This is a genomic window from Paenibacillus sp. FSL P4-0184, from assembly GCF_038004625.1.
GTDB lineage: Bacteria > Bacillota > Bacilli > Paenibacillales > Paenibacillaceae > Paenibacillus_AQ.
The window spans coordinates 2,832,112-2,855,261 of record NZ_JBBORN010000001.1; the positions used below are offsets into that span (position 1 = coordinate 2,832,112).

At 44.7% G+C, this 23,150-nt stretch carries 23 protein-coding genes; 19 read left to right on the forward strand and 4 right to left on the reverse strand.

Annotation, left to right across the window (positions count from 1 at the left end; translation table 11 throughout):
• Positions 1-74: 74 nt before the first annotated feature.
• The 15 genes from MKY52_RS12340 (at position 75) to MKY52_RS12410 (ending at position 11,420) form a co-directional block, all read left to right on the forward strand.
• Positions 75-1,997: a hypothetical protein gene (locus MKY52_RS12340; protein ID WP_339243622.1), complete on the forward strand. Its 1,923-nt coding sequence runs from the start codon at positions 75-77 to the stop codon at positions 1,995-1,997.
• Between the two features lies 1 nt (position 1,998).
• Positions 1,999-2,751, forward strand: coding sequence for a LysM peptidoglycan-binding domain-containing protein (locus MKY52_RS12345; protein WP_076300990.1), 753 nt, complete (start codon positions 1,999-2,001; stop codon positions 2,749-2,751).
• Between the two features lie 9 nt (positions 2,752-2,760).
• Entirely contained in the window at positions 2,761-3,723 is a 963-nt protein-coding gene (locus MKY52_RS12350; RefSeq protein WP_076300991.1) for an XkdQ/YqbQ family protein, read from the forward strand.
• A 5-nt stretch (positions 3,724-3,728) separates the two neighbouring features.
• Positions 3,729-4,025, forward strand: a complete 297-nt coding sequence (locus tag MKY52_RS12355) for a DUF2577 domain-containing protein (protein ID WP_076301021.1) — start codon at positions 3,729-3,731, stop codon at positions 4,023-4,025.
• The gene (locus MKY52_RS12360) at positions 4,022-4,453 is read left to right on the forward strand and encodes a DUF2634 domain-containing protein (RefSeq protein WP_341051534.1); all 432 of its coding nucleotides are present in this window, start codon (positions 4,022-4,024) and stop codon (positions 4,451-4,453) included. Before MKY52_RS12355 ends, MKY52_RS12360 begins: the two co-directional genes overlap by 4 nt.
• A complete protein-coding gene (locus MKY52_RS12365; protein WP_341051535.1) occupies positions 4,446-5,504 on the forward strand; it encodes a baseplate J/gp47 family protein in 1,059 nt (352 codons plus the stop codon). Before MKY52_RS12360 ends, MKY52_RS12365 begins: the two co-directional genes overlap by 8 nt.
• Position 5,505: 1 nt before the next feature.
• Positions 5,506-5,919: a phosphoglucomutase gene (locus tag MKY52_RS12370; protein ID WP_341051537.1), complete on the forward strand. Its 414-nt coding sequence runs from the start codon at positions 5,506-5,508 to the stop codon at positions 5,917-5,919.
• Position 5,920: 1 nt separating this feature from the next.
• Positions 5,921-6,943, forward strand: coding sequence for a DUF2793 domain-containing protein (locus MKY52_RS12375; RefSeq protein WP_341051538.1), 1,023 nt, complete (start codon positions 5,921-5,923; stop codon positions 6,941-6,943).
• An 11-nt stretch (positions 6,944-6,954) separates the two neighbouring features.
• A complete protein-coding gene (locus MKY52_RS12380; protein ID WP_076300996.1) occupies positions 6,955-7,290 on the forward strand; it encodes a hyaluronate lyase N-terminal domain-containing protein in 336 nt (111 codons plus the stop codon).
• Positions 7,291-7,293: 3 nt separating this feature from the next.
• On the forward strand, positions 7,294-7,905 hold the full coding sequence (locus MKY52_RS12385) for a putative phage tail protein (protein WP_341051539.1): 612 nt from the start codon (positions 7,294-7,296) through the stop codon (positions 7,903-7,905).
• Between the two features lie 11 nt (positions 7,906-7,916).
• A complete protein-coding gene (locus MKY52_RS12390) occupies positions 7,917-9,365 on the forward strand; it encodes a hypothetical protein (RefSeq protein ID WP_341051540.1) in 1,449 nt (482 codons plus the stop codon).
• Between the two features lie 15 nt (positions 9,366-9,380).
• Positions 9,381-9,710, forward strand: coding sequence for a hypothetical protein (locus MKY52_RS12395; RefSeq protein ID WP_341051542.1), 330 nt, complete (start codon positions 9,381-9,383; stop codon positions 9,708-9,710).
• Positions 9,711-10,027: 317 nt separating this feature from the next.
• Positions 10,028-10,432 (forward strand): hypothetical protein, encoded by a 405-nt coding sequence (locus tag MKY52_RS12400; protein WP_341051543.1) that lies wholly within the window; start codon positions 10,028-10,030, stop codon positions 10,430-10,432.
• The gene (locus tag MKY52_RS12405) at positions 10,433-11,125 is read left to right on the forward strand and encodes a M15 family metallopeptidase (RefSeq protein WP_341051544.1); all 693 of its coding nucleotides are present in this window, start codon (positions 10,433-10,435) and stop codon (positions 11,123-11,125) included.
• 43 nt (positions 11,126-11,168) lie between these two features.
• On the forward strand, positions 11,169-11,420 hold the full coding sequence (locus tag MKY52_RS12410; RefSeq protein ID WP_341051545.1) for a holin: 252 nt from the start codon (positions 11,169-11,171) through the stop codon (positions 11,418-11,420).
• Positions 11,421-11,524: 104 nt separating this feature from the next.
• Here the strand turns inward: MKY52_RS12410 and MKY52_RS12415 are convergent, their stop codons facing one another.
• The 4 genes from MKY52_RS12415 to MKY52_RS12430 form a co-directional block, all read right to left on the reverse strand.
• Entirely contained in the window at positions 11,525-12,835 is a 1,311-nt protein-coding gene (locus MKY52_RS12415) for an MBL fold metallo-hydrolase (RefSeq protein WP_341051546.1), read from the reverse strand.
• Entirely contained in the window at positions 12,832-14,511 is a 1,680-nt protein-coding gene (locus MKY52_RS12420) for an ABC transporter permease (RefSeq protein WP_341051547.1), read from the reverse strand. The genes MKY52_RS12415 and MKY52_RS12420 overlap by 4 nt, the downstream gene beginning before the upstream one ends.
• Positions 14,512-14,516: 5 nt before the next feature.
• Positions 14,517-15,596 carry an ABC transporter substrate-binding protein gene (locus MKY52_RS12425; RefSeq protein WP_341053406.1) on the reverse strand — a complete coding sequence of 360 codons (1,080 nt, stop codon included), beginning with the start codon at positions 15,594-15,596 and terminating at the stop codon, positions 14,517-14,519.
• An 87-nt stretch (positions 15,597-15,683) separates the two neighbouring features.
• Entirely contained in the window at positions 15,684-16,652 is a 969-nt protein-coding gene (locus tag MKY52_RS12430; protein WP_234537508.1) for an ABC transporter ATP-binding protein, read from the reverse strand.
• A 166-nt stretch (positions 16,653-16,818) separates the two neighbouring features.
• On the opposite strand from MKY52_RS12430, the gene MKY52_RS12435 reads away from it, so the two are divergent.
• The 4 genes from MKY52_RS12435 to MKY52_RS12450 all read left to right on the forward strand — a co-directional run bounded on the left by MKY52_RS12435 (position 16,819) and on the right by MKY52_RS12450 (position 23,120).
• The gene (locus MKY52_RS12435) at positions 16,819-17,712 is read left to right on the forward strand and encodes a LysR family transcriptional regulator (RefSeq protein ID WP_341051550.1); all 894 of its coding nucleotides are present in this window, start codon (positions 16,819-16,821) and stop codon (positions 17,710-17,712) included.
• A 236-nt stretch (positions 17,713-17,948) separates the two neighbouring features.
• Entirely contained in the window at positions 17,949-20,741 is a 2,793-nt protein-coding gene (gene ppc / locus MKY52_RS12440; protein ID WP_341051552.1) for a phosphoenolpyruvate carboxylase, read from the forward strand.
• 1,076 nt (positions 20,742-21,817) lie between these two features.
• The gene (sigW, locus tag MKY52_RS12445) at positions 21,818-22,384 is read left to right on the forward strand and encodes an RNA polymerase sigma factor SigW (protein WP_042192081.1); all 567 of its coding nucleotides are present in this window, start codon (positions 21,818-21,820) and stop codon (positions 22,382-22,384) included.
• Positions 22,385-22,505: 121 nt separating this feature from the next.
• Complete coding sequence (locus tag MKY52_RS12450) at positions 22,506-23,120, forward strand: zf-HC2 domain-containing protein (protein WP_042192079.1); 615 nt, start codon at positions 22,506-22,508, stop codon at positions 23,118-23,120.
• Positions 23,121-23,150: the final 30 nt, after the last annotated feature.

The following is a 23,150-nucleotide window of genomic DNA, read 5'->3' on the forward strand; positions in this document are numbered from 1 at the left end:
ATTGCTGTTCGTGTGGAGAAGGAGAAGCGGGATCAGGCACGGAGTAAGGCGAGGAAGAGATAGGGGGTGAATGAATGAAATTAGAAGCATCTAAAGCCGTAATGCTACCGATGAAATCCTTGGCGATTTGGAAGAGTGTCAATAAACAATCTGTTCGTCTGAACAGTAATCTGGATATTGTTAATCGTTTGGTCAAGGGAATGCAAGTGGTTGTTAAGCGGTCAAATGATGAAATGAGTCGTTCTCTAAATCAAGTAAACCAGTCTTTGCAGGACATCAACGATACTCTACTTGAGGGCTTTAAACGTCTCCCTCCAAAAATTGTAGTTTCCAGGGATATAGTTATTGAGCAAAGCCAACAAGCAGGGCAATCTCAACAATTGGCTCTTCGAACGCTAAGTCTCTCTCCTGGTGAGCAGCTAGGTAAGGCTGAAGAAGAAAAGGCGAAGAAGGTAGAGTGGTGGAAGGGATTAAAAGCAAAGGAAAAAAAGAAGGAAGCGGAGAAAAAGCCTGAAGTTAAGGCGGATCCGGTCCCTACTCCTAAGATTAATTTGCGAAAGGAACCGCCAACTCCACCAACTCCACCGTCCCCTGACTCAAAAATTATGAAATTTCTTAAGACGGCTGATGTGGTAAAACCATTTAACGCGGTTAAGTCTTTGGGGGAGAAAGCTGTAAAAAAAGCAGCAAAGCCGGGAGACATCGAAGACTGGAATACGCTGAATAAGAATACAGACGCTGCCCTTGGCAAAATTGGGGAGAAAGCAATGGGTGCTCTGAGACCAGTAATGGATACCTTAAACAAAGCTCTGACATCAGGCCAATTGTTGCCGATTATAGATGCTATGGCTAATGGTTTTCTCTTCATAGCTAATGTGATTGGTATGGTAGTCGATGGCATATTATGGCTGGTGGGAGTAGTGCAGGAAAACTGGTCTTGGATTAAACCGTTCCTAGAAGCGATAGCATTTGTCTATCTAGCAGCTATGATTGTGCAGGTGTATTCGCTTGCAGCAGCATGGATGGTAGCGAACTGGCCTATTTTAGTAGTAATTGCTGTTATTGGAGCTCTTATTTTAATTTTTCAGATGTTAGGTGTTTCTGCGGGGGATGTTGTTGGTGCTATAGCAGGGGCTTTTGGGTGGTTAGGCGCAGTATTGGATAACATTTGGATTTTTATACAAAATTCAGCGATCTACGCATGGGATTATATTGTTAATAGTTTTCATGAAGCCGTTAATTTTTTGAAGCAACTATTTTATGACCTGGCTATGGGGGCCCTTGATGTTCTTTACAATATGACGGTGGGAGCAGAAGGCTTTGCTGGAGGTTTCATGAAGGTGATGGCAAAAGCAATCAATTGGGTACTCGGCAAATTTAATTCCATGATTGAAGCTTTAAGTCATATTCCTTTCTTCGATAAGATGGGGATAAGTGAGATAAAAGTCGATATGCTGGAACCAGAAATCCCTCATGCGGCAAGTGATATGATCGATAAATACCGTCAAGGACTTAAGACACTTGCTCCAACTCTAAACGATATTCCAGAACAAAAGACGCCGAAGATTGAGTACGTTAATCTAAAAGATAGTTTTAATAGTGCCAGTCAAACAGGAAAGAATGCGATGAACAAATTTATGGATAAAGGGCGCGATGCAACGGATAAAGTAAAGGAGAAGTTGAACCCGATTAGCAGTGCACAATCTCTGAATTCAACAGGACTACTAGCCAACCAAAGCAACAATCTAAACACCGTCAACCGCGTCAAAGAACTCGACTCCATCAACGACACTGTAGACATCTCTAGCGATGATCTGAAAATGCTGAGGGAGCTGGCGGAGATTCAGGCGATCCAGAATTTTGTGCAGCTGACGCCGACGGTGCAGGTAACAACTGGAAATATCAACAATGCTGGAGACATTGATACGATTATCAACAAGATCGGGCAAAAGCTGAACGAAGAGTTTGTCTCTACAGCGCAGGGGGTGTATACGTAACGTGGAAGAGTACGGGATTTTTCTTGGTTTTAATAATCAGGCGGAAGCATTCCGGCTACCAGTCAACCCGGAGACCTTAGAGATCAAAGAGAGCGGGGATGGAAAAAGCTATACCATTATAGATTTGGGTGAAATCAATACGATTGCTTATCCGAAGCTTACGGAGATTACAATTGAAAGTATTTTTCCGGCACAAAAATATCCGTTCGTATTGGTGCAAGAGGACGGGTTGAAGAGACCTTTTGAATATGTGGAGCTGATTAAGAAGTGGATGACTAGTCGCAGACCTATTCGTTTTGTATTCTCTGGGGTGAGTTATGCTGATGACTTGAAAAAAGCTGATGGGAAGCTAAACAACCCTCAGAAATGGTTAAAGGAATCATCGACTAGTGAGGATAAATCCATAGAAATTGATTTCGGTGTGAACATGGCTATGAGTATTGAAGGTTTCTCTTGGAAGCTCAGTGCGGGTACATCAGGGGATATTGAATATTCTTTATCTCTCAAAAAGTATGTATTCTATCAAGCGGTAGCAGTTAAGGTTGTCAAAGATGAAGTGAAGGTAGAACAGAAGCGGGCTAATGAAAAGCCCAAACCTAAAACGTATATCATGAAATCTAAAGACAATCTATGGAAAATCGCTAAAGAAATTCTTGGAGATGGCAAAAGGTGTGGAGAAATCCAGAAACTTAATGGCATTAAAGATAGTGAGCTGAGGAAGCTTCCAATCGGTAAGGTCATTAAGCTACCGTAGGAGGCTGTTATGGAGCTACTTGTAAAGAATAAGGAAGGACATTTATGGGATATTTCAGGTATCGTCTCCGATATTACATGGAAAACTGCTCGTTCAGGCAAACCATCAACGCTAGAGTTAACACTTGTGGACAGTGGTATCTATCAGCATCCCAAGTTCAGCATCAGCAACGGTGATATTATTCAGTTCAGCAAAGATAATGTGGATGTATTCTACGGGTTTGTGTTCAGCATTGATACAGGCTCGGATCAGGAGATTAAGCTGACTGCTTATGATCAGATTCGTTATTTACTAGGCAATGGTAGTTATGTTTTGCAGGATGTCACGGCTAGCGATGTTATTACTAAAATAACCAAGGACTACGGCCTGAAGACAGGTGTGCTGGAGAATACAGAGTACCGAATTCCCTCATTAATTGAAGATGACAAAAAGCTGCTGGACATCATTATGGGAGCGATCGGCAGTGAGCTTCAGTATAAGGGGCGGCTGATGGCTTTTTATGATGACTTTGGTAAGCTAACGCTGCGAAAACCAGAGTCTATGCTGCTTAATCTGGTGTTGGGAGCGGGGCATTATTTGTACGATTATTCGCTCAAAAAAAGTATTGATGATGATACGTACAACACCATTTTTCTATACAAGGATAACGAGAAGTCTGGTAAGCGTGATTTCTTTCCGGTTAGTGATAAGGACAATGTGAAACGCTGGGGTATCCTGCACTTGTATCAGAAGGCCGATGACAAAGCGAACGCTGCACAAATTCAGGAGAAGGCAAATAATCTGCTAAAAATGCATAACCGTGAAAAGCTTAGTCTCTCCGTACAGGCGATTGGTGATATGCGCGTAAGGGCTGGTAATTTCATTTATGTCCTGCTTGATGAATTTAAGACTCAGGTGTTTCTGGTGGATCAATGCAGTCATAAGATTTCCGGTGGGGAGCATACGATGTCCCTCGATATAAAGGTGGTGTAGAAATGATGTTGGATATTATAAAAAAAGCAAGCTTAGGAGCCGTGGGAAATACAAATCCCGTGGCTTTTTCTTATGGGACGGTAACGGAGGCAGCTCCTTTGCAGATCCAGGTGGATCAACGTTTTATTTTATCGGGGAATGCGCTAGTGCTGCCTGAATCGGTAATGGAATGTAAAGTCGAGCTAGAGGGTAGAGAAGTGGTAGTGCGTCGAGGACTTGCCTCTGGTGATCGGGTTCTGATGGTTCGGATGCAGGGTGGACAAAGCTATATTGTTCTGGATCGGCTGGTGAGTCCGATATGATTCCTGCGATTGGAAAATCTGGACCGATAACAGCCCTTCTTGAAGGCGAGGTCAACCTTGAACGTGGGGAAAGCCCCAGTCTAACCTACCGAATGGATTGGGACAGAAAAAGGATCACTGGCCAAGCGGATGGACTTGAGGCAGTGCAGCAGGCAGCGGCCAAAATTCTGCGAACCGATAGATTTGAACATCTGATTTACAGTTCGGATTACGGAACAGAGTGGCAGCTGGTTCTGGGTAAGGATCGGCTGTTGGTCAGAGCTGAAATCAGACGTGTCATTAATGAGGCCTTACTTCAGGATGAACGAATCCTTAGCTTAGAAAATATTGAGGTTTCTTTTACCGGAGAAAACTTAACTTTTGACTGCAAGGTGGTCACACGTTACGGAAATTTTCAGCTGAGAAAGGAGTGGAATGAGGATGTATGAGGATCAAACGTATGAGGCTCTTTTAGAGCGGATGCTGGACCGGGTTCCGTCAGGTCTGGATAAACGCGAGGGCAGCATCATTTATGACGCGCTCGCTCCGGCAGCAGCAGAGCTGGCGCAAATGTACATTGAGCTGGATGTGAATAATAATCTGTATTTTGCAGATACGGCTACCGGTGAGTACTTGGAGCGAAGTATCTCCTGGTCAGGAATTGTAAGGCGTGAAGCGAGCAAGGCGCAGCTAAAAGGAATTTTTTATAAAGCGGATGGGGGATTTGTGGATGTTCCTCTCGGTAGCCGCTTCTCACTCGATATGCTGAATTATATGGCTGTGGAGAAGCTATCTCCTGGAGTGTATCGCTTGGAGAGTGAAACAGCTGGAGAAGAAGGAAACCGATATTTTGGCTCTTTGCTGCCGGTGGATTATATTTCAGACCTCGCGCGCGGAGAAATAGCTTCTCTTCTGATCCCTGGAGAGAACGCCGAAAGTGATGAATCGCTACGCCAGCGTTATTTGGATTCAGCCAGACGCCCAGCTACTAGCGGCAATAAATATCACTATATGGAGTGGGCTATGCAGGTTGTGGGGGTGGGAGGTGCACGTGTTTTTCCGTTATGGAACGGTCCTAAGACGGTGAAGGTGATTGTTGTGGACGCTGAGAAAAAACCTGCTTCTGAGCTGTTGGTGACTAAGGTTCAGCATTACATTGATCCGGTCTCAGGTGCAGGTGAGGGGCAAGCCCCCGTAGGTGCTGTTGTAACTGTGGCTTCGACAAAGGGAAGAAGTATTAGTGTAAGCGCAAAAGTAAACCTTGCTTCAGGTTATGCGCTGCAAGCCGTAAATGAAGAATTTAAGGCGATTCTTGAGAGCTATCGCAAAGAGAAGGCTTTTTCAGCAACCTATATTAGCCAATCTGTAATCGGTGCACTATTGCTAGCTACTGAGGGAGTTGCGGATTACAGTGAACTGAAGCTGAACGGTGGAACGGGCAACGTAATGTTGAACGAAGAAGAAGTACCGTTGTTCGGCAATGTTTTACTGGAGGTGTAGTATGGGGTATCCAGAGCAAATTGATATTTTTCAAGAAAAGCTTAATAAAAAAGCAAACGGTGGCAGCTATGTTATTGAAGAAAGATTACCGCTTGTAAATGGCATGTATAGTGGTGCGCTTGCGCATGACAACATCAATAATCAGACCATCGCGGTGTACACAGGGTCACAGTATTCCGGGATCGAGTTACGTAATTTTACGGTGTCTTTTCCGGATGAGGAGCCATGGCGGCGGTTGATTAAGATTTTTGCTGATGTGCCAGAGGTGTATGTGACTTACGAAACTCCTGGCGATACGGTGGAAGCAGAGGATATTAACGGTTTGCAGGTAAGTCTTACTGCTGTTCAAACTGAAATAGAACGTTATAAGAGCAAGGGTCAGATTGACGGAGGATCATTTAGAAGAGAGGTGTAAAATGGCACAGACTATACAAATAAAGCGGGGAACAAAGGCTGAGCTAACGAGTTATGGCGTGTTGAAGGCGGGCGAGCTTGGTTTTTGTAATGACACTAAGGAAGTCTATATTGGTGATGGTACTTCCAATTCCATGGTCGGCAGGGCGCTATCGGGTCCAGAAGCTTCGCGTCCGGTTGCAGGAGCTGTTGGCCGTTTGTATTACGTGACTACGGGTACGAATAGCGGATATTTATATTTTGATGATGGAGCAGCTTGGCGGCGTGTGAATGCGCAGAAGCTTAGCGACCTGACAGGTACAATCGACGATATCGCTGATGGAGCAACATATGCGAAGGTGCTTAAAGCGGATATTAGTGCGGGGCATATCAACAAAGTATCAGATGGTACGAACGTAAAGACTGCGGCTGAGATTAAAACTCACATTGATGATGTGACTAAGCACCGGACGATCAATGATGCTGGGACTACGATTACAGACTTGTGGTCAGCGCAGAAGATTAAAAATGAAATTGAGCTGGCCAAGCATAACATCGAACCGCAAGCATCGGTAAAAGATCAGAACCTGCTGGCTCCACCTGCCAGTCCGGTTGAGGGTGATCGATATATTATTCCAGCTGGAGCAACCGGGGCATGGGTGGGGAAAACGAATCAAATCGTTGAATATCAATCTGCCGCTTGGGTATTTTATGTTCCGGCTGTAGGCTGGACCGCTTACGTCGATGATGAGCAGAAGATTTATAGCTGGAACGGTAGCGCATGGGTGCGCACAGGTGGTGCGTTACAGACTATTACCGCTGGTAACGGGCTGATCGGCGGCGGTCAAGCCGATGCTGTGACGTTGAATATTGGTGCAGGTAATGGGATCACGGTTACTGCAGACGCGATTGCGGTGACGGCTGGAAAAGGGATCACCGTGGACTCGGCTGGTGTAGCCGTAAGTGTGGATGGAAGCAGTATCGTTTACGATGCAGCGAATGGCAATAGACTTACTGTAGCCAGTATTGATGGCGGAACATTCTAGGGGGCGGGACAATGGCTTTAAAGACATTGATTCAAATACGCCGCGGATTGGAAAGTGCGATTGGAGCACTGGCTATTGGTGAGCTTGGCTATTGTACAGACAGTGGCAAGCTGTACATTGGTTCTGCTGCTGGTAATGTCTTACTGGTAGCCGCGCAGAGTACCGGAGATATGCTGAAAAGCATTTACGATACGAATAACAATGGCAAGGTGGATTTCGCGCAACAAGCGGATAGTGTAGCTTGGGCGGGTGTAGCGGGTAAACCAGCGGTATTCCCTCCGGCGGCGCATACACATGATTATTTGCCCAAAGGGCCCCTAACCTGGAATCAACTGAAGGGGGTGTAGAGGATGAGTTACGGCAGCTCTTTATACAGCGAATTGCAATATTCCGCAGATGAAGATTCGAATCATCCGGGAGAAGTCGAAGCGCCTGATCTAATGCAGTATTTGCCTCATTATTATAAGGATGTTCGTGAAATGGAGAAGCTTCAGGAGACCATCGGGCTAGAAATTGGTGGACTGAAGGTAGGTACTATAGATGTACTGGATCAGGCGTTTGTTGAAACAGCAACGGTGAGCCTTGGACGTTGGGAAGCTGAGCTTGGACTAAATATCGATTCATCTAAGTCATATGCCACACGCCGAGAGATGATTAAAGCGAAGCTGCGTGGAAACGGGACGACAACGCCGGAGATGATCCAGCGGACGGCGTCCGCCTTTTCGGGTGGAGTGGTTGAAGTTAAGGAAGTGCCTGATGAGTACCGTTTTGAGATTCATTTTGTGAGTACACTGGGCATACCTCCGAATATGGCAGGGTTGATTCAAATCATCGAAGAGATTAAACCCGCACATTTAGCTTATGAATTTGTGTTCAGCTATACGTGGTGGGACTCCGTTAAGGTTTTGACCTGGGAGAATGCTCACAGTAAGATATGGAACGAATTAAGAACTTATAGATAGGAGAGTGACACATGCAAACCACAGGAAATTTGGGATTAAAGAAGCCCGAGGGAACAGATATCGTTGATATTGCCGATTTAAATGGGAATATGGACATCTTGGATAATGCCGTTACTAGCAAGGTTGATAAAGTTACTGGTAAACAGCTGTCCACGAACGATTACACCGCAGCTGAGAAAACGAAGCTGGCGGGTGTTGCAGCGGGGGCAACGAATTATGTGCATCCAGCTACTCACCCACCGGCTATTATTACTCAAGACGCGAGTAATCGTTTTGTTACTGACACGGAGAAGACAGCATGGAATGCGAAAGAGACCCCGACTGGTGCTCAGGCAAAAGCGGACGCAGCTGTCGCAGCAGCAAAAGCAGACTATATTCGTCAGCCGGGGTATGCTGCAACTAGCGGCACAGCTACAGCTTATACTGCAGTTCTTACTCCAGCACCTACGACAACACCGGATGGATTCGGTATTACTATCGTTCCACACGTCACTAATGGGGCAAGCCCTACGCTCAGTGTTAATGGACTTGCAGCTACACCTCTTAAAGATCAAAAAGGCGTAGCTTTTGCAGCTGGCAAACTTCTCGTTGGCAAGCCCTATACATTCCGTAAAGTGGGGACGGATTTTTTAGCAGCTAGTGGGGGAGGAGGTGAATACGGAACAGCTACAGCTGCGGATGTATTAGCGGGTAAGACGATCGGCACCGAGAATAACGGCGTGGTAAATGGCACAATACCAGTAAGAAATGCGAATAACGGCGTAGGCGGTACAGGGCACCACACCGCAACTGAAAGCTCAGTAGGCGTGTATACGAGCGGAGACACTCAGAATTACGTATATGTTCGACCAAATCCGAGCATGTCGCGGGTAGCGTATGAAGGCGATACTTGGGTACGTGCAGCAGCTCCTGACCTTATACCTCAGAACCTTTTAGCAGGAAAAACAGTGTTAGGGATGGCGGGCGCTATCGCTCAAAAGGGGCAGACAACAGCGTCGATTAACACGGCTTGGGATGGGAATAACTTATGGGCGAGGATACCTTTGGGCGCGTATCTCACTCCAGGGGGTACCGCAAATACTGCCGATATACAAATACCAGTGGCGCAGGCAAGAGCAGACGGGAATATCCAATCGGGAAATATACGTAATGGTGTTTGGGTGTATGGCGTGCAGGGTACTTTACAGCCTAAGTTATACGCCGAGGGTGTAAGTAGTAATGTGGGTTCAAACGGAGCCTTATATGTGGAAGGTTTAGCATTTAGACCTAAAGTAGTTATCGTATATCGCACCGCAAATGGTACATTCGCCGCGGGTGCGGATATGGGGAATTGGACACGAGGTATAGTAAATACTAATGGTCAGTTTTATGGGGCGATATTTGAACTTACTAATAGCTCATTCTGGCTTGGGTATGCTCTGTATCAACAAGTAGATTACAATTGGAGTGCATGGGGTTAAGGAGGAAGAATTCAAATGGAAATAGGAAGAAAGATCTATTATGATAAAGTAACAGGAGTCGTCTTAGTTGATACCGGAGAACGTTCCGGTAGTGTGGTTGAGACAACGCAAGAGCAGGACTTTAAAGTCTATAAGGTTCTAGCCGAGCGAGTTACCGAAACTGTAGGATGCTTAGAACTTGAATATGGTGAGTGCGGGCAGGATTTTAGAGAATGTAATGGATACCGTGTGAATATTCAAACGGGAAAGTTAGAGTTTAGCTATCCAGATCCAAACGTCGATCCTGTAGAGCCGCAGGAACCGCAATACATCGAGCCTTTGACTAAAAAGGTGGAAACGCTGTAGGTTGACAATGCAGGTTTGTCGCTAGAGTTGGTACACGTGCAAGCAAGGCAGGATCAGGCTGAGAAAGATAAGGCTGACATGCTCCTAATGATTGTACAAGGAGGTGTAGCTTAATGAACTGGTATGCGACGATTAAACATTAATATGTGGCGGGATATTACACACCGATCAGGTACAAATTTTTGTCACCGCCAAGATAATCACTACTGAACAAGCTATAGAGATTATTGGAGATAGCGCCCCATAGCTGGCGTTTTTATTTTGCCCTCGAATCTAGTTCGGGGGCTATTTTTTATCAATTTAAAGGGAGTTGTTATATGACCATTGCGGGAGCAAATACAGGAGGAGGCGATGCTGAAGCAGCGCCTATAGCGTATCGTGTGGAAGAAGTAGAAAACAGAATTACAGTTATCCAAGACGAGCTGCTTAGATTTGAAACAGAATATCTTAGTTTTAATTCTGAGCTCTCATTATTAAAAGAAAAACAATCGCGCCATGAGGAAGATGTGAAGCAAATTAAACAATCGACGGTGGAAATGAAAATTCAATTTAACGAGATTATGAGGCGTTGGGACACTTTAGACTCACGTGTGTTTCAGCTATTGCAACAATCTCAGACGGACAGCAAGAGCGAACGAAAAGTGTTTGTTGATCTACTTAAATACGTTCTGGCTGGTACTATCTTTGCTATTATTGCCTTTTTATTTAAAGGAGGGGTATAGATGCTCACATTGTCCCAAATCAAAGAAAAATCAAGTAAACGTCTAACCAACCTACATCCCGTAGTCCGTTCCGCTGCTACTGCTCTAATCGAACGTTGCTACAAACTCAATATCCCCATTCTCATTACGCAAGGCCTCCGCACAATAGCCGAGCAAGATGCTCTCTATGCACAAGGTCGCACCAAGCCTGGAGCGATTGTCACCAATGCGCGTGGCGGGTATAGCTACCACAATTATGGACTAGCTGTAGATTTTGCTCTTTTGTTGCCTAATGGATCTAGTGTGTCTTGGGATATGCGTCTGGACGGAAATAATAACCAGATCGCAGATTGGCAGGAGGTTGTAAAAGAGGCCAAGGCACTTGGATTCGAATGGGGAGGCGATTGGACGAGCTTCAAGGACTACCCACATTTTCAAATGGCGTTTGGGTTAACGCTCACTCAGCTACGAGCAGGGGCAAAGCCCTCAACATCTGCAGTGGAGGCTGCGTACAAGGTCATCAATCGGAAGGAGGAGGAAGAATTGAAAAGTGATGTTATTGCCGTCGTAAAGGTCAACGGGGTTAAGGTTGCAGATGGAGTTCTTGAAAAAGGCATCACCTACGTTCCTGTTCGTATTATTGCAGAAGCGCTAGGTGCACAGGTGGGTTATGATTCCGCCACTAGGACTGTTGAGATTAAAAGTACTCACTAAGGAGGTATCTATCATGGAAACTTGAGAGATTTTAGATGATGTTATGGCATTTGCCTCTATATTAGCTGTATTCGTACTTGCATTAGTTCAATTGGTCAAAAATAGTATCAACATCCCGCGTAATGCAGTCCCTGTCATCGGACTATTGATAGGCTTGCTCATCGGAGCGGCAGCGTATCCTTTTACCGATCTGGATATCGTTCTTCGCCTTTGGGCTGGGGGGCTGGCTGGTTTATCTGCGACGGGGTTGTTTGAGCTAGCTTTTAAGGATCGCCCGGGGACAACGAAAGAGTAAATGGATAATAGGTACGAATCATTAAAAAAAGGGCTGTTCCAAAAAGTCTGAATAGACCTAAGGAAGAGCCCCATTGTTTTTTTACGAGATTACATAGTTAAGCTTCAGAACGAAAGCGTACTTCCAGGCAGCAAAGAGTACAGCCCTGCAAAACCTTCTCCTTCTAATATAGAAGTGACATGATCAATATGCGATTTGGGAGCATGAACGAGCACCGACCGGCGGCTAGGAACCGTTTGGAGCATTTCTCGAATATCCGGTAAGCCTTGGTGGACTTTATAGCGAATGAGTGAGATTGTACATCTCGTTTCGCTAGATTCTTCTACTATAGAATGTTTAACGAGACGGTGCCCGAAACTACCTGCCGCCAAATGTCCCGTAAAAATCACATGGTTGTCAGGAGAAGCAGAGAGCTGGTGAAAATACTCTTGTGCTTTTGCCGACTGCATCATTCCGTCATTGGTAAACACGATTGAGCTCTTGAGATTCAACAATGCCTTTGCACGTTCCTCTGAATTAGATACAATACACAAGTTCTTTCTATTAAAAAGCATATCAACGCACTGAATAGCGCCCTCTTTCAGCCATTCGGTCTTATCGCTCAACCCTCTTAAAGGTGCTATGAGCTCTTCTTCGACGATCAGCTGATCATCCGGGAAACACTCGCTTGCCCATACGATTAATTCCTGGCTTCTGCCATGGATAGGCACTGGAAGGAGGACTGAACCCCCTTTTTGCAGAGTGTTACAGATCGCTGACTCTAATTGCTGTAACTTTACAAGCTGCTCATCAGGATCCGCGCCATATGCGGCATCGATAATGGATAGATCGACGATATCTTTAGCTCCGGCTTCCATAATCGTTGGTGAATCTGCCATGAGCAGCAGCGACTCCTTCGTATAATCCCCTGAGAAAAATACGATTGTTCCGTCCCATTCGAGGATCAGCCAAACCGAACCTGCTAAATGTCCGCTTCGCCCCCATTGTACACGAAGATTAGGTGCAATCCTCAGCCAAGTCTGAGGGGGGATATGCTCCTCCAAATACATGAACTGGATAGATTGCTTATCTATTTCTTCATAAGGTAGTGATGCGGACTGAGCAGCCACATATTTATCCCAAGCTTCGAAATAATCGGGAAGCTGTTTAACGGTAGCTTTCGTTGTCCATACCTTACCTGAATATCCGTACTTATATAGTAGGGGAAGTGCTATGGAATGATCCTCATGCGCATGGGACAGAAACACTGCCTGCAAATGTGGGATGATGTCTGTATCTAGCAGGGGGTATTCACCTGGGCCTTCTTTTTTGACACCACAATCGAGTAGAATACCAGATTGCCCATCTTTGTCCTGCAAAAGATAGGAGGAACGGCCATGCTCTCCGGCCCCTCCCCAAATCGTTAGTGTGCTCATCGTTGTCTCCGCTTTCTATCTGGGCTTAAATATTCTAATACTAGTAGTAATATAGTGGTAACGCCGACAGAGATTACTGCCATGGCCATCCCCATCGCTACTGCACCTTGTTCAAACTGGGCAAAAATAAAGGTCGCCGAGGTCTGCATTGAAGGTGGAAGAATGAGTAAGGAGGCTACCAGTTCCCGATTGGAAATGGTGAAGGTCATCATCCATCCAGCCACCATCCCCGGTAGAATGAGTGGGAGCAGGATACGGCGGAACACATAAAGCTTGCTTCCTCCGAATACTTGTCCCGCTTGCATAAGGGAAGAATCGATCTGCCCATAGCTCGCTTTTACATACTGAACAGTATAGGGGATGAATAGTACAACATAGGTAAGCACAACCATCCAGTAGGTATTATAGAGCGGAATAGGCATCCAGCGAGCATTCCATAGCAGGATTAGCCCTACTACAATTACAATTCCAGGAACTGTATTGGGAAGTAGGCTGAATAGATCTGTAATTTTCTGCTTGAATGTAGCTCCTTTTCCTACAGTTAAGGCAAACCAAGTCCCAAGAATAACCGCGATACTAGAAGCAACGATGGCTAATGTGAAGCTATTTAATAAGGCCTCAAGACCTTGAGAACCCGGTGATAGCAGCTCTGCATAATGTTTTAAGGTTAAATTGCTCCAAGATACGCCTTCTCCTCGCAGCTTTAATAATGAGGCTGTTATGATTGAGAAATAAGGAATGCCGATAGATGCTAGAAGTAATAGAACAACATATCCCCAACTAAGAACCCCTACAATTCCAGTACTTTTATAACGTTTGGTACGAGTCCCTTTTCCGCCTATTAAGCGATAAGAGAAGCGGCTGCTAATTAGAGTCTGGATGTACCACATGACGAGACAAACTCCGAGCAGCAAGGAAGCTAGTGAAGTAGCCTTTCCAAAATCTATTGGCCAACTAGAGATATACTTATGGATCTCAGAGGTCAGAACGTAAAAGCCGATCCTACGACCAAAGGTCGCAGGGGTACCAAATTCGGCAATGGTTTTGACGAAGATGAGAAGAGCTCCAAGCCCATAGCTGGATAATAGCAAGGGAATGATTACTCTTTTAAATCTATAAAAGAACGGAGCACCATGAACAGAGGCTGCTTCCTCCAGATTGCCCCCGATCTGCAAAAGCGCATTACGCAGCAGTAAATACAGGAAGGGGAATAAATGCAGGCTCATGATCAGCACCATCCCTCCATAACTAAAGAAATACGGCGTCAGCACGGAGGATGCGGGCAGAAACTGTTCCATATACCCGCCTGTCTGCATAAACAACATCCAACCCATTGAACCAATGTATGGTGGAGTCATAAACGGGATAAGCAGCACAACATCCAACCAGTTATGATGCCCTAAGTCCGTTTTAGCCATAATCCAGGCCAGAGGTAGTGCAAATAGCGTAGTTAGTAGAATAACGCTTACCCCGAGCCCTATAGAATTCAGCAGTACCTTAACCAGGTCATGACTACTCATAATGGTTCGTAGTGGCGCGGCTATATCCAACTGCTCATTGGGATAGATACTGGTCCAAAAAATGAGCAGGAGTGGCAGCAGTACAAGCACTGTCAGTATAAATAAAGCAAGTCCGCCGCTCACCCATTTAAATGAGCGTAAAGAGTTATTATTCATTACGCTTATTTAAAAATTTGTGTGAAGGTCGAGGAAACTTCATCGCTATGCTCGTTCATCCATTCCCATTTCACATCAAATGTCTTAATTTCATCGAGATTCGCACGATTCTCTGCTTTCACATCAGTTCTGCCTGGCAATAAGTAGGCTTTAGCAACTAGCGCTTGAGCTTCATCAGATAGAAGATAGTCGATAAATGCCTTGGCATTATCTACATTCGGACTTGTCTTAATAATCGCAGCCGGGCGAGGGCTGATCACTGTTCCTTCAGCAGGGTAGACGATATCTACAGGCTCTCCATCAGCTTTTGCCTTATAAGCCATATAATCTACACCTGAGGCAACGACGGATTTAGCACCGGTAATCACCGGATCAAGTGCCTCCTGATTGGCGCCCGCCATCGCTACACCATTGCTTTTATATTGTTTAAAAAGATCCCAACCGCTGCCCCCTTTAGCGCTTAAATATCCAGTTACGAAATCTAGAGCCGAGCCAGATAGCGAAGGATCTGGAATATTGACGGTTCCTTTCCATTCCGCTTTAGTGAGATCATCCCATGAAGTCGGAGGTGTGCTAACTTTTTTAGTATTGTAGACAATCCCCAGCGCGGATGCGCTATAGCTAAAATAATTGCCATCTGCTGTGTCTGACCAATCGCTAACGAGCTTATCTGCATTAACCGCCTCTTTATATGGAAGCAATAATCCATCGTTCTTCATTCCTTGCATAGACGGAAGGGAAGCGAGAACGACAACATCGACTACTGGATTGGACTTTTCTGCTTCCATACGGGCTAATATTTTTCCAGTAGTGCCTTGGAACATTTCGACCTTCACACCGGTTTTGGCTTCAAAGCCGTCTTTAATTTTATTGGCTAGACCTTCAGGACCTGCGCTGTAGACGACAAGACTGCCACTCAGAGCTTTCTCTGTGGGTTGTGGTGCTTCAGTTTGAGTTGTAGTGTTAGCGGTTGAAGTCGGATTGCTTGCGTTAGCAGCAGGAGTGTTAGTAGAGCTACAGCCGGCTAGACTCGCTCCGATTATAGTTGTTAGAAGAAGTGTGCTAAGTCCTTTAGTGTTATTCATTGGTTTCAATGTGAATGCCTCCCTAATATTTTTGTGCATCTTGCTGCATGGAACAGCATCATACGAGCTATTCCATGCAGTGGACGCTTAATTCAGATGATGGATCTGGTGCTCAGAAGCGTAGACCTGGATCGTTTCTCCAACAGGTAGACGTTGATCATGATAAGCGGTCCAAGTAGTTCGGTTCTCCATGTCCAGAATGACCTCATAGCGATCACCCATATAGCTTACATGTCGAATCGTCCCCGTAAATGGAAGAGAGGAAGCATCCTCCTGAGACCAACGTAAATGTTCCGGACGAAGCATTTGCTTATCGGGAACGATCCAGTTGGATTTTCCAATAAAATGAGCTACAAATGGATGATTTGGTTTCTGATAAATCTCCTCAGGCGAACCTGTCTGTAAAATAGTGCCACCTTGCATCACGACCACTTCATCTGACATAGACATCGCCTCGGTTTGATCATGGGTGACATATAGAGCAGTAATACCCATGTTCCTCACCAAGGAGGTTAACTCCAGCCTCATTTCATCTCGCAAGACTGCATCCAGTGCACTTAACGGCTCGTCGAACAAAACGAGTTGGGGTCTAGTAACTACAGCTCTGGCAAAAGCAACCCGTTGCTGTTGTCCACCGGACAGCTGATGGGGAAAGCGTAGCTCGAGTCCTTCCAGCTTTACGGATCGAAGGGCTTGCTGAACCCTAATCCGTAAATCCTTTTTCTGCTTAGAGGCACGAAGTCCGAAGGCGACATTCTCGAAGACAGTTAAATGCGGCCAGAGCGCGAAATCTTGAAAGACCATGCCAAAGTTGCGGCTATGGATGGGGCGACTAATTTTTTTGTTGCCTGAGAAAATAAACTCGTCATCCATTAGGATTTCTCCAGCATCCGGTGTTTCTAGCCCAGCAATCAGACGGAGTAGTGTCGTCTTTCCACAACCTGAAGGACCGAGTAATGTCGTAAAGCTTCCAGCGGGAATCTTCAGATCTGCAGCCTTCAAGGCATGCACATCTCCGAATTTCTTTTCCAATCTGTGGATTGTAATTTCCTTCATCTCTATCTACCTGCCTGTTCTTAAGCTTGTTCTTAGTGTAAAGGTAAAGAATTCCCGCTATATTTGCTGAATGTAACTGTGATATTAACTTTTTTGCCGATTTATTTTAACATTCATAGAATTCTTCTATGTTACCGTTTAGTGAATAGGTGAGGAGTGGATGATAATGAACCTTAATTTAATCAAGCTGGAAATCGTAGAACTGTTAAATAAACATAAGAAAATAACTACAGTAGCCGATAAACTCGGACTGAAGCAGCCCACCGTTACGTACCATTTGAAGAATTTAGAGCAGCAATTGGGGGAGAAGTTATTTGAATCCAGAATGGATAAAATGATTCTTACGGAGAGTGGAAAAGCGTTTCTTCATTATGCGACTAAAATCAATGCACTAGCTGCAGAAGCGGAGCGGGTTGTAAAAGAGTTCAGTCAGGCGGGGCGAGGAACGCTTAAGATTGGTGCCAGTTACGTTCCAGCTACTTATATTCTTCCGAAAATATTGGGGCTGTTTGGAGAACAACATCCGGGGATTACGATCTCTTTATCGGTTAAGCCTTCCCCTGTAATCAAAGAAATGCTGGCTAGCCATGAGATTGACCTTGGTATTTTGTCTACAGAATCTTTTTATCTACCAGATCTGCATACTCAAGCCTTGTGTGAGGACGAGCTCGTGCTTGTTTTTGCGCCATCTCATGAATTTGCCACATTTTCTAATCTAAACCCGGCTATGATTGCTTCAGCGAGTTTTATATTACATGACAAGGAATCAAGTACACGCCAACTGACGGATAAATGGTTTGAGCGTGAGGGGAATGAACCGAGGACCTATATTCTACTGGATTCACTGGAGGCCATAAAGCAATCGCTTATGAGTGGAAAGTACGTTTCGTTTATATCGCGTCTTGCTGTGGAGGATGAGGTAGCCAGAGGAAGATTGCTAATGCGCACCATTCCAGATTATAATTTTCAAAGACATATTTATTATTCGTATAACCGCGATCGTCATTATTCTCCGCTTATTGGCCTGTTCATCGATCAGATTCGAACGCTCCATATTTAAATACACATAATGAAGGTATGCTAGAGCCATTATATATAATAAAGAATACATAAAATATAAGGACTTTATAAATTGAGAAATTGGTGTATAATCTTAGATACTGTGTCGCTTTACAGCGCAAAATAGTTGGAGATTTTCACGCAGTTTTATTGTATGATATGAGGAAAGCTTTAATAGGCGATTTTTAGACAGACAATAATTAACACATTGATCCGGAAGAGAATGGGGGGAGCAGCATGACCGAACTTACGACTACCGTCAGCAAAAGCAACTCTAACAATCTGCTGCGACGGGACGTACGGTTCTTGGGGAACATTTTAGGAGAGGTCTTGGTTCACCAAGGCGGTAACGAACTACTAGAGATCGTGGAGAAAATTCGCGAAACCAGTAAATCGCTGCGCTCACTATTTTTACCTGAACTGCACAGTGAATTTAAGGAGTTAATCAATTCTTTGGATCCAGAGAACCGCCATCAGGTAATAAGAGCGTTCGCTATTTATTTTCAGCTCGTGAATATTGCCGAACAGAACCATCGGATTCGCCGCAAACGTGACTATGAACGTTCAGCTGGGGAGACAGTCCAACCCGGTTCTATAGAAAGCGCGATTAAAGAGCTTCGTGAACGTGATTTCTCTCATGAGGAAGTTAACGAGATTATTGCAGGATTATCTCTGGAACTTGTAATGACGGCACATCCAACGGAAGCTATGCGCCGTGCGATTCTCGATATTCATAAGCGGATAGCTGATGATGTTATGGGTCTGGATAACCCTACCTTAACCTTCCGGGAGCGTGAACAGCTCCGTGAGAAGCTATTAAATGAAGTGATTACGCTATGGCAAACGGATGAACTGCGTGACCGTAAGCCTACCGTACTCGATGAAGTACGTAATGGGATGTACTATTTCCATGAGACGATCTTCCATGTATTGCCCGATGTTTATCAAGAACTTGAACGTTGTCTCAGTAAATACTACCCAGGGCAGAATTGGCATGTACCAACCTACTTGCGTTTTGGCTCATGGATTGGTGGAGACCGTGACGGTAACCCTTCGGTAACTTCTACAGTTACTTCACAGACCTTGCGCATGCAGCGTAAGCTGGCGATTCGGGAATATCAACGGATTATGCGTGAACTCATGAAATATCTAAGCTTTAGCACAAGTATTGTTAAGGTGACGCCTGAGCTAGCAGAATCCATTGAAGCTGATCGTGAGATCATTAATCTTGGCAAGATGGAAGAATGGCGCAATGATAATGAACCTTACCGTATTAAGCTCAGCTATATGATCTCCAAGACACAAAATGTTCTGGATGATGAGAAAAAAGGTACTCCTGAGCGTTATTCTACACCTGAAGAGTTTATCGATGATTTGAACGTGATTGACCGCAGCTTACGGCATCACTATGCCGATTATGTGGCCGACACTTATATTAAGAAATTGATCCGTCAAGTGGAGCTGTTCGGTTTCCATACGGCGACACTTGATGTGCGTCAGCACAGTCAAGAACATGAGAATGCTATGACTGAAATTCTGGCGAAAATGAACATTACGCGGGATTACTCCAAACTGTCTGAAGATGAGAAGATTGAGCTACTGGAGAAGCTGTTGAATGATCCACGTCCAATCACATCTTCTTATCAGACGTATAGTGAGGGTACAGAGGAATGTCTTGCAGTGTACCGGACGATCTTCGCTTCGCAAGAAGAGTACGGTAAACAATGCATCACTAGTTATCTGATTAGTATGGCAGAAGCGGCAAGCGATATTCTGGAGGTTATGGTCTTCTCCAAAGAGGTAGGACTATTCCGCAAAGACAATGACGGTACAGTCGTATGTACGCTGCAAGCTGTGCCACTTTTTGAAACAATTGATGATTTGCATGAAGCACCACAAATTATGAATAGATTGCTCAACATGCCTATCTACCGCGATGCAGTAAGAGCAATGAATGATTTGCAGGAAATCATGCTTGGATATTCAGATAGTAACAAAGATGGCGGCGTGGTTACCGCTAACTATGAACTGCGTGTTGCTCTGAAAGAGATTACAGCTACAGCCGATAAGTTCGGAATCAAGCTGAAGTTCTTCCACGGTCGTGGTGGAGCGCTCGGTCGTGGCGGCATGCCGCTTAACCGCAGCATTCTGGCTCAGCCAGCCTCGACGATTGGCGGCGGCATTAAGATCACCGAGCAGGGAGAAGTGATCTCCTCCCGTTATTCGATGCAAGGGATTGCTTACCGCAGTCTAGAACAAGCGACATCTGCGCTTGTGACAGCAGCGATCAATGCGAGAATTCCACAAGCAGATTTATATGAAGAGAAGTGGGAAGAAATTGTTGCCCGTATCTCTGAAGTTTCACTTCACAAATATCAGGATTTGATATTCCGTGATCCGGACTTCCTGACTTACTTCAAAGAATCTACACCTCTGCCTGAGGTTGGAGAGCTTAATATTGGTTCACGCCCTTCCAAACGGAAGAACAGTGACCGCTTTGAAGACTTGCGTGCAATTCCGTGGGTATTTGCGTGGACACAAAGCCGTTATTTGCTTCCAGCGTGGTATGCTGCTGGAACCGGACTGCAGAGTTTCTATGAGGGTAAGGAAGAGAATCTGAAGATTATGCAGCATATGTATGAGAACTTCTCATTCTTTACTACACTGATAGATACGCTGCAAATGGCTATTTCAAAAGCGGACCTGATCATTGCTAAGGAATACGCCAGCATGGGCAAGAACGAGGAAGCACGTCAACGGATCTTCGGCCAGATTGAAGATGAATTCAAACTGACCTCTGAGTTGATCCTGAAGATTACTGGTCAGCAGGATATTCTGGATAACGTCCCTGTGATTCAGGAGTCGATCAGACTCCGCAATCCTTACGTTGATCCACTTAGCTACCTGCAGGTTCAATTGCTATCCGAGCTTAGAGCGCTCCGTGAAGTTGACGGAGACGATAGCGAATTGCTTCGCGAAGTATTGCTTACCATCAATGGCATTGCCGCTGGTCTTCGGAATACCGGCTGATATAGTTTTAACACAAAAAAAGTCCGCCCTTTATCGGGGCGGACTTTTTGTGCTTGTATATAGGAAATTATGATAGCAGAATCATAGACCGAAATAAGGCGATGCGCTGTGGCACACGCGTTATGGACTTTGCCAGGAATGTGTGCAAAGGACGCACGAAAGGAGCGCCGAGCTCGTGTTTATTTGCTTCTTTATAGGAGTTACTATCTGCTCGCACACATAAACATTTTTAAGTTTCATATTTCTCTGATTCAGGGTCAAAATGCTGAATTAAAGGGAATTATTACCCGTAAATCGGTATTTTTAAGTCATTTCGATAAAATATAGGGAATTGTTCCCTTTATATCAGCTTAATTTGGTGTAATTAATTGAAATTGGCCAATAAACAGGGAGAAATTCCATATAACTTGGTCATAAAACAGCTGTGATCTAATTTATAGGGAGGTTTTCCCTATAACTCGTTCCATCAAAATGAAACCCTCAACCTACACTGGAGTTCCTACTTGCTAAATCACCGAAAACCCTGACGAAAGTATAACAATGTCTGCTCCATATACGACAAATTTAAACTAACAGAAGCCTATTCAACAGACGGGATGATTTTGTTGCTTAATACGAGCTACTTTGCTCATAAACTAAATATTGTGCTGCGAAGTGATTCTTTTGTCCTGAAAAATATTGTGGTGCTTTGCCCAATATTGATCTTTCAGGCCCTACCCAAGTAACCGAGATGTAAGCGAAGGAAAATAGTGTGGCACTTATTATTCAGGTGATGGAGTAGCGTAGAGAATGTTTGGAACTGTAGGAGCGTTAGCGATCGCCTTTATTGTCAGATTTCTACCGCGAGTAGCGGTTTAAATCAGGAAATCTGACAATAACATCGACCGGAAGTTCAAATATTTCTCGAAGCTGCACTTAATCACCTATACCAAGTTGTCCAGTTTTTAACTCAGTTTACAGAGAAGGTTACAATACAATCCTTGATTTTTACACAAACTTGAATTACGATTTAATTGCTTGTACCGTGGATATTTGAAAATAAATACCAAGGGCGGCAAGTCTGGGGGAGTTAACAGGTGGAGAATTTGGAAGGCAGATTGACAAAGCTCGCCTTAAAAGGCGACCAAAGGGCATTTGCCGAGCTTGTGGAACTATATAAAGACAAAATATATCATTTGGCGTACCGGATGCTGAACAATCGCCATGAGGCGGAGGATATAGTTCAGGAGACCTTTTTGCGTGTGTATAGAAACTTGGATCGGTATGATGATAAACAGAAGTTCTCTACCTGGATTTATCGGATTGGAACGAACCTCTGTATTGATAGATTACGCAAACGGAAACCAACCTATTCGCTCGATGCAGATATGAACGATCAGGAGGGCCTTGACGGCTATTCGTTGATTCCAAGTGATAATGTAACACCTGAGACCGAATTACTGCTCTCTGAGACGCAGGGGCTAATCTATGAGGCTATTGACAGTCTGCCTGTGAAATACAGGTCTGTGATGATTCTTAGATACCTGCAGGATTTGTCACTTCAGGAAATAAGTGATGTGCTCGACATGCCTGTAACCACGATTAAGACGCGTGTACACCGAGGTCGTGAATTTTTACGTAAAAAATTAGGCCCGAAAATGTAAAAATAGATTTTTTTTATGAAACATCTTTGGGAGAGCGACGTATGTAAGTTAAGCAAGTCTTATGTGTCCTGACCCTTTGTCTTAGGATAATTAAATAGCACTCATGAAAGGATTGGCTCCTATGGAATGCAAACTGGCCGTCTCTATGATGCACGACTACTTGGATGACGACTTGCCCGATCAGCAGCAGAGGGAGTTGAAGGAGCATCTTCTATCCTGTCCAGATTGCCGTGCAAAGTTTAAAGAATTAGAACAGACAGATATGTTGATGTTCTCCCTAATGCATCAGAATCCTGTTGCCTCAGATGATCTTGTGAGCCGGATAATGAGTTCATTGCCAAAGACCAAGAAAGAAAATGCTTTTGTTACCTGGATCAAGAGACACCCTGCACTTACAGCGGCATCTCTGTTTCTTGTCGTAATGCTGATGAGTTCCGTAACTTTTTGGAGTCCAGATAGACAACTTGTAGTTAGAGGTGCAGATCTGGATCAAGTGGTTATCAAAGGGGATACTGTAATCGTACCTTCCGGCAAGATTATTACCGGTGACCTTACCATAGAGAATGGTAAAGCACAGGTATATGGGGAAGTGAACGGCAACGTAACAGTCATTGACGGTTCTTTGTATCAGGCTTCAACAGCTCATATTTCTGGGCAAGTCAAAAGCATAGACCAAGCGGTAAGTTGGCTCTGGTATAAAGTGACGAACATGTTCTCTGAAGTTGCCTACCGTTAAAGAAAGCGACAGTGGTTACCTTGAGCTGGA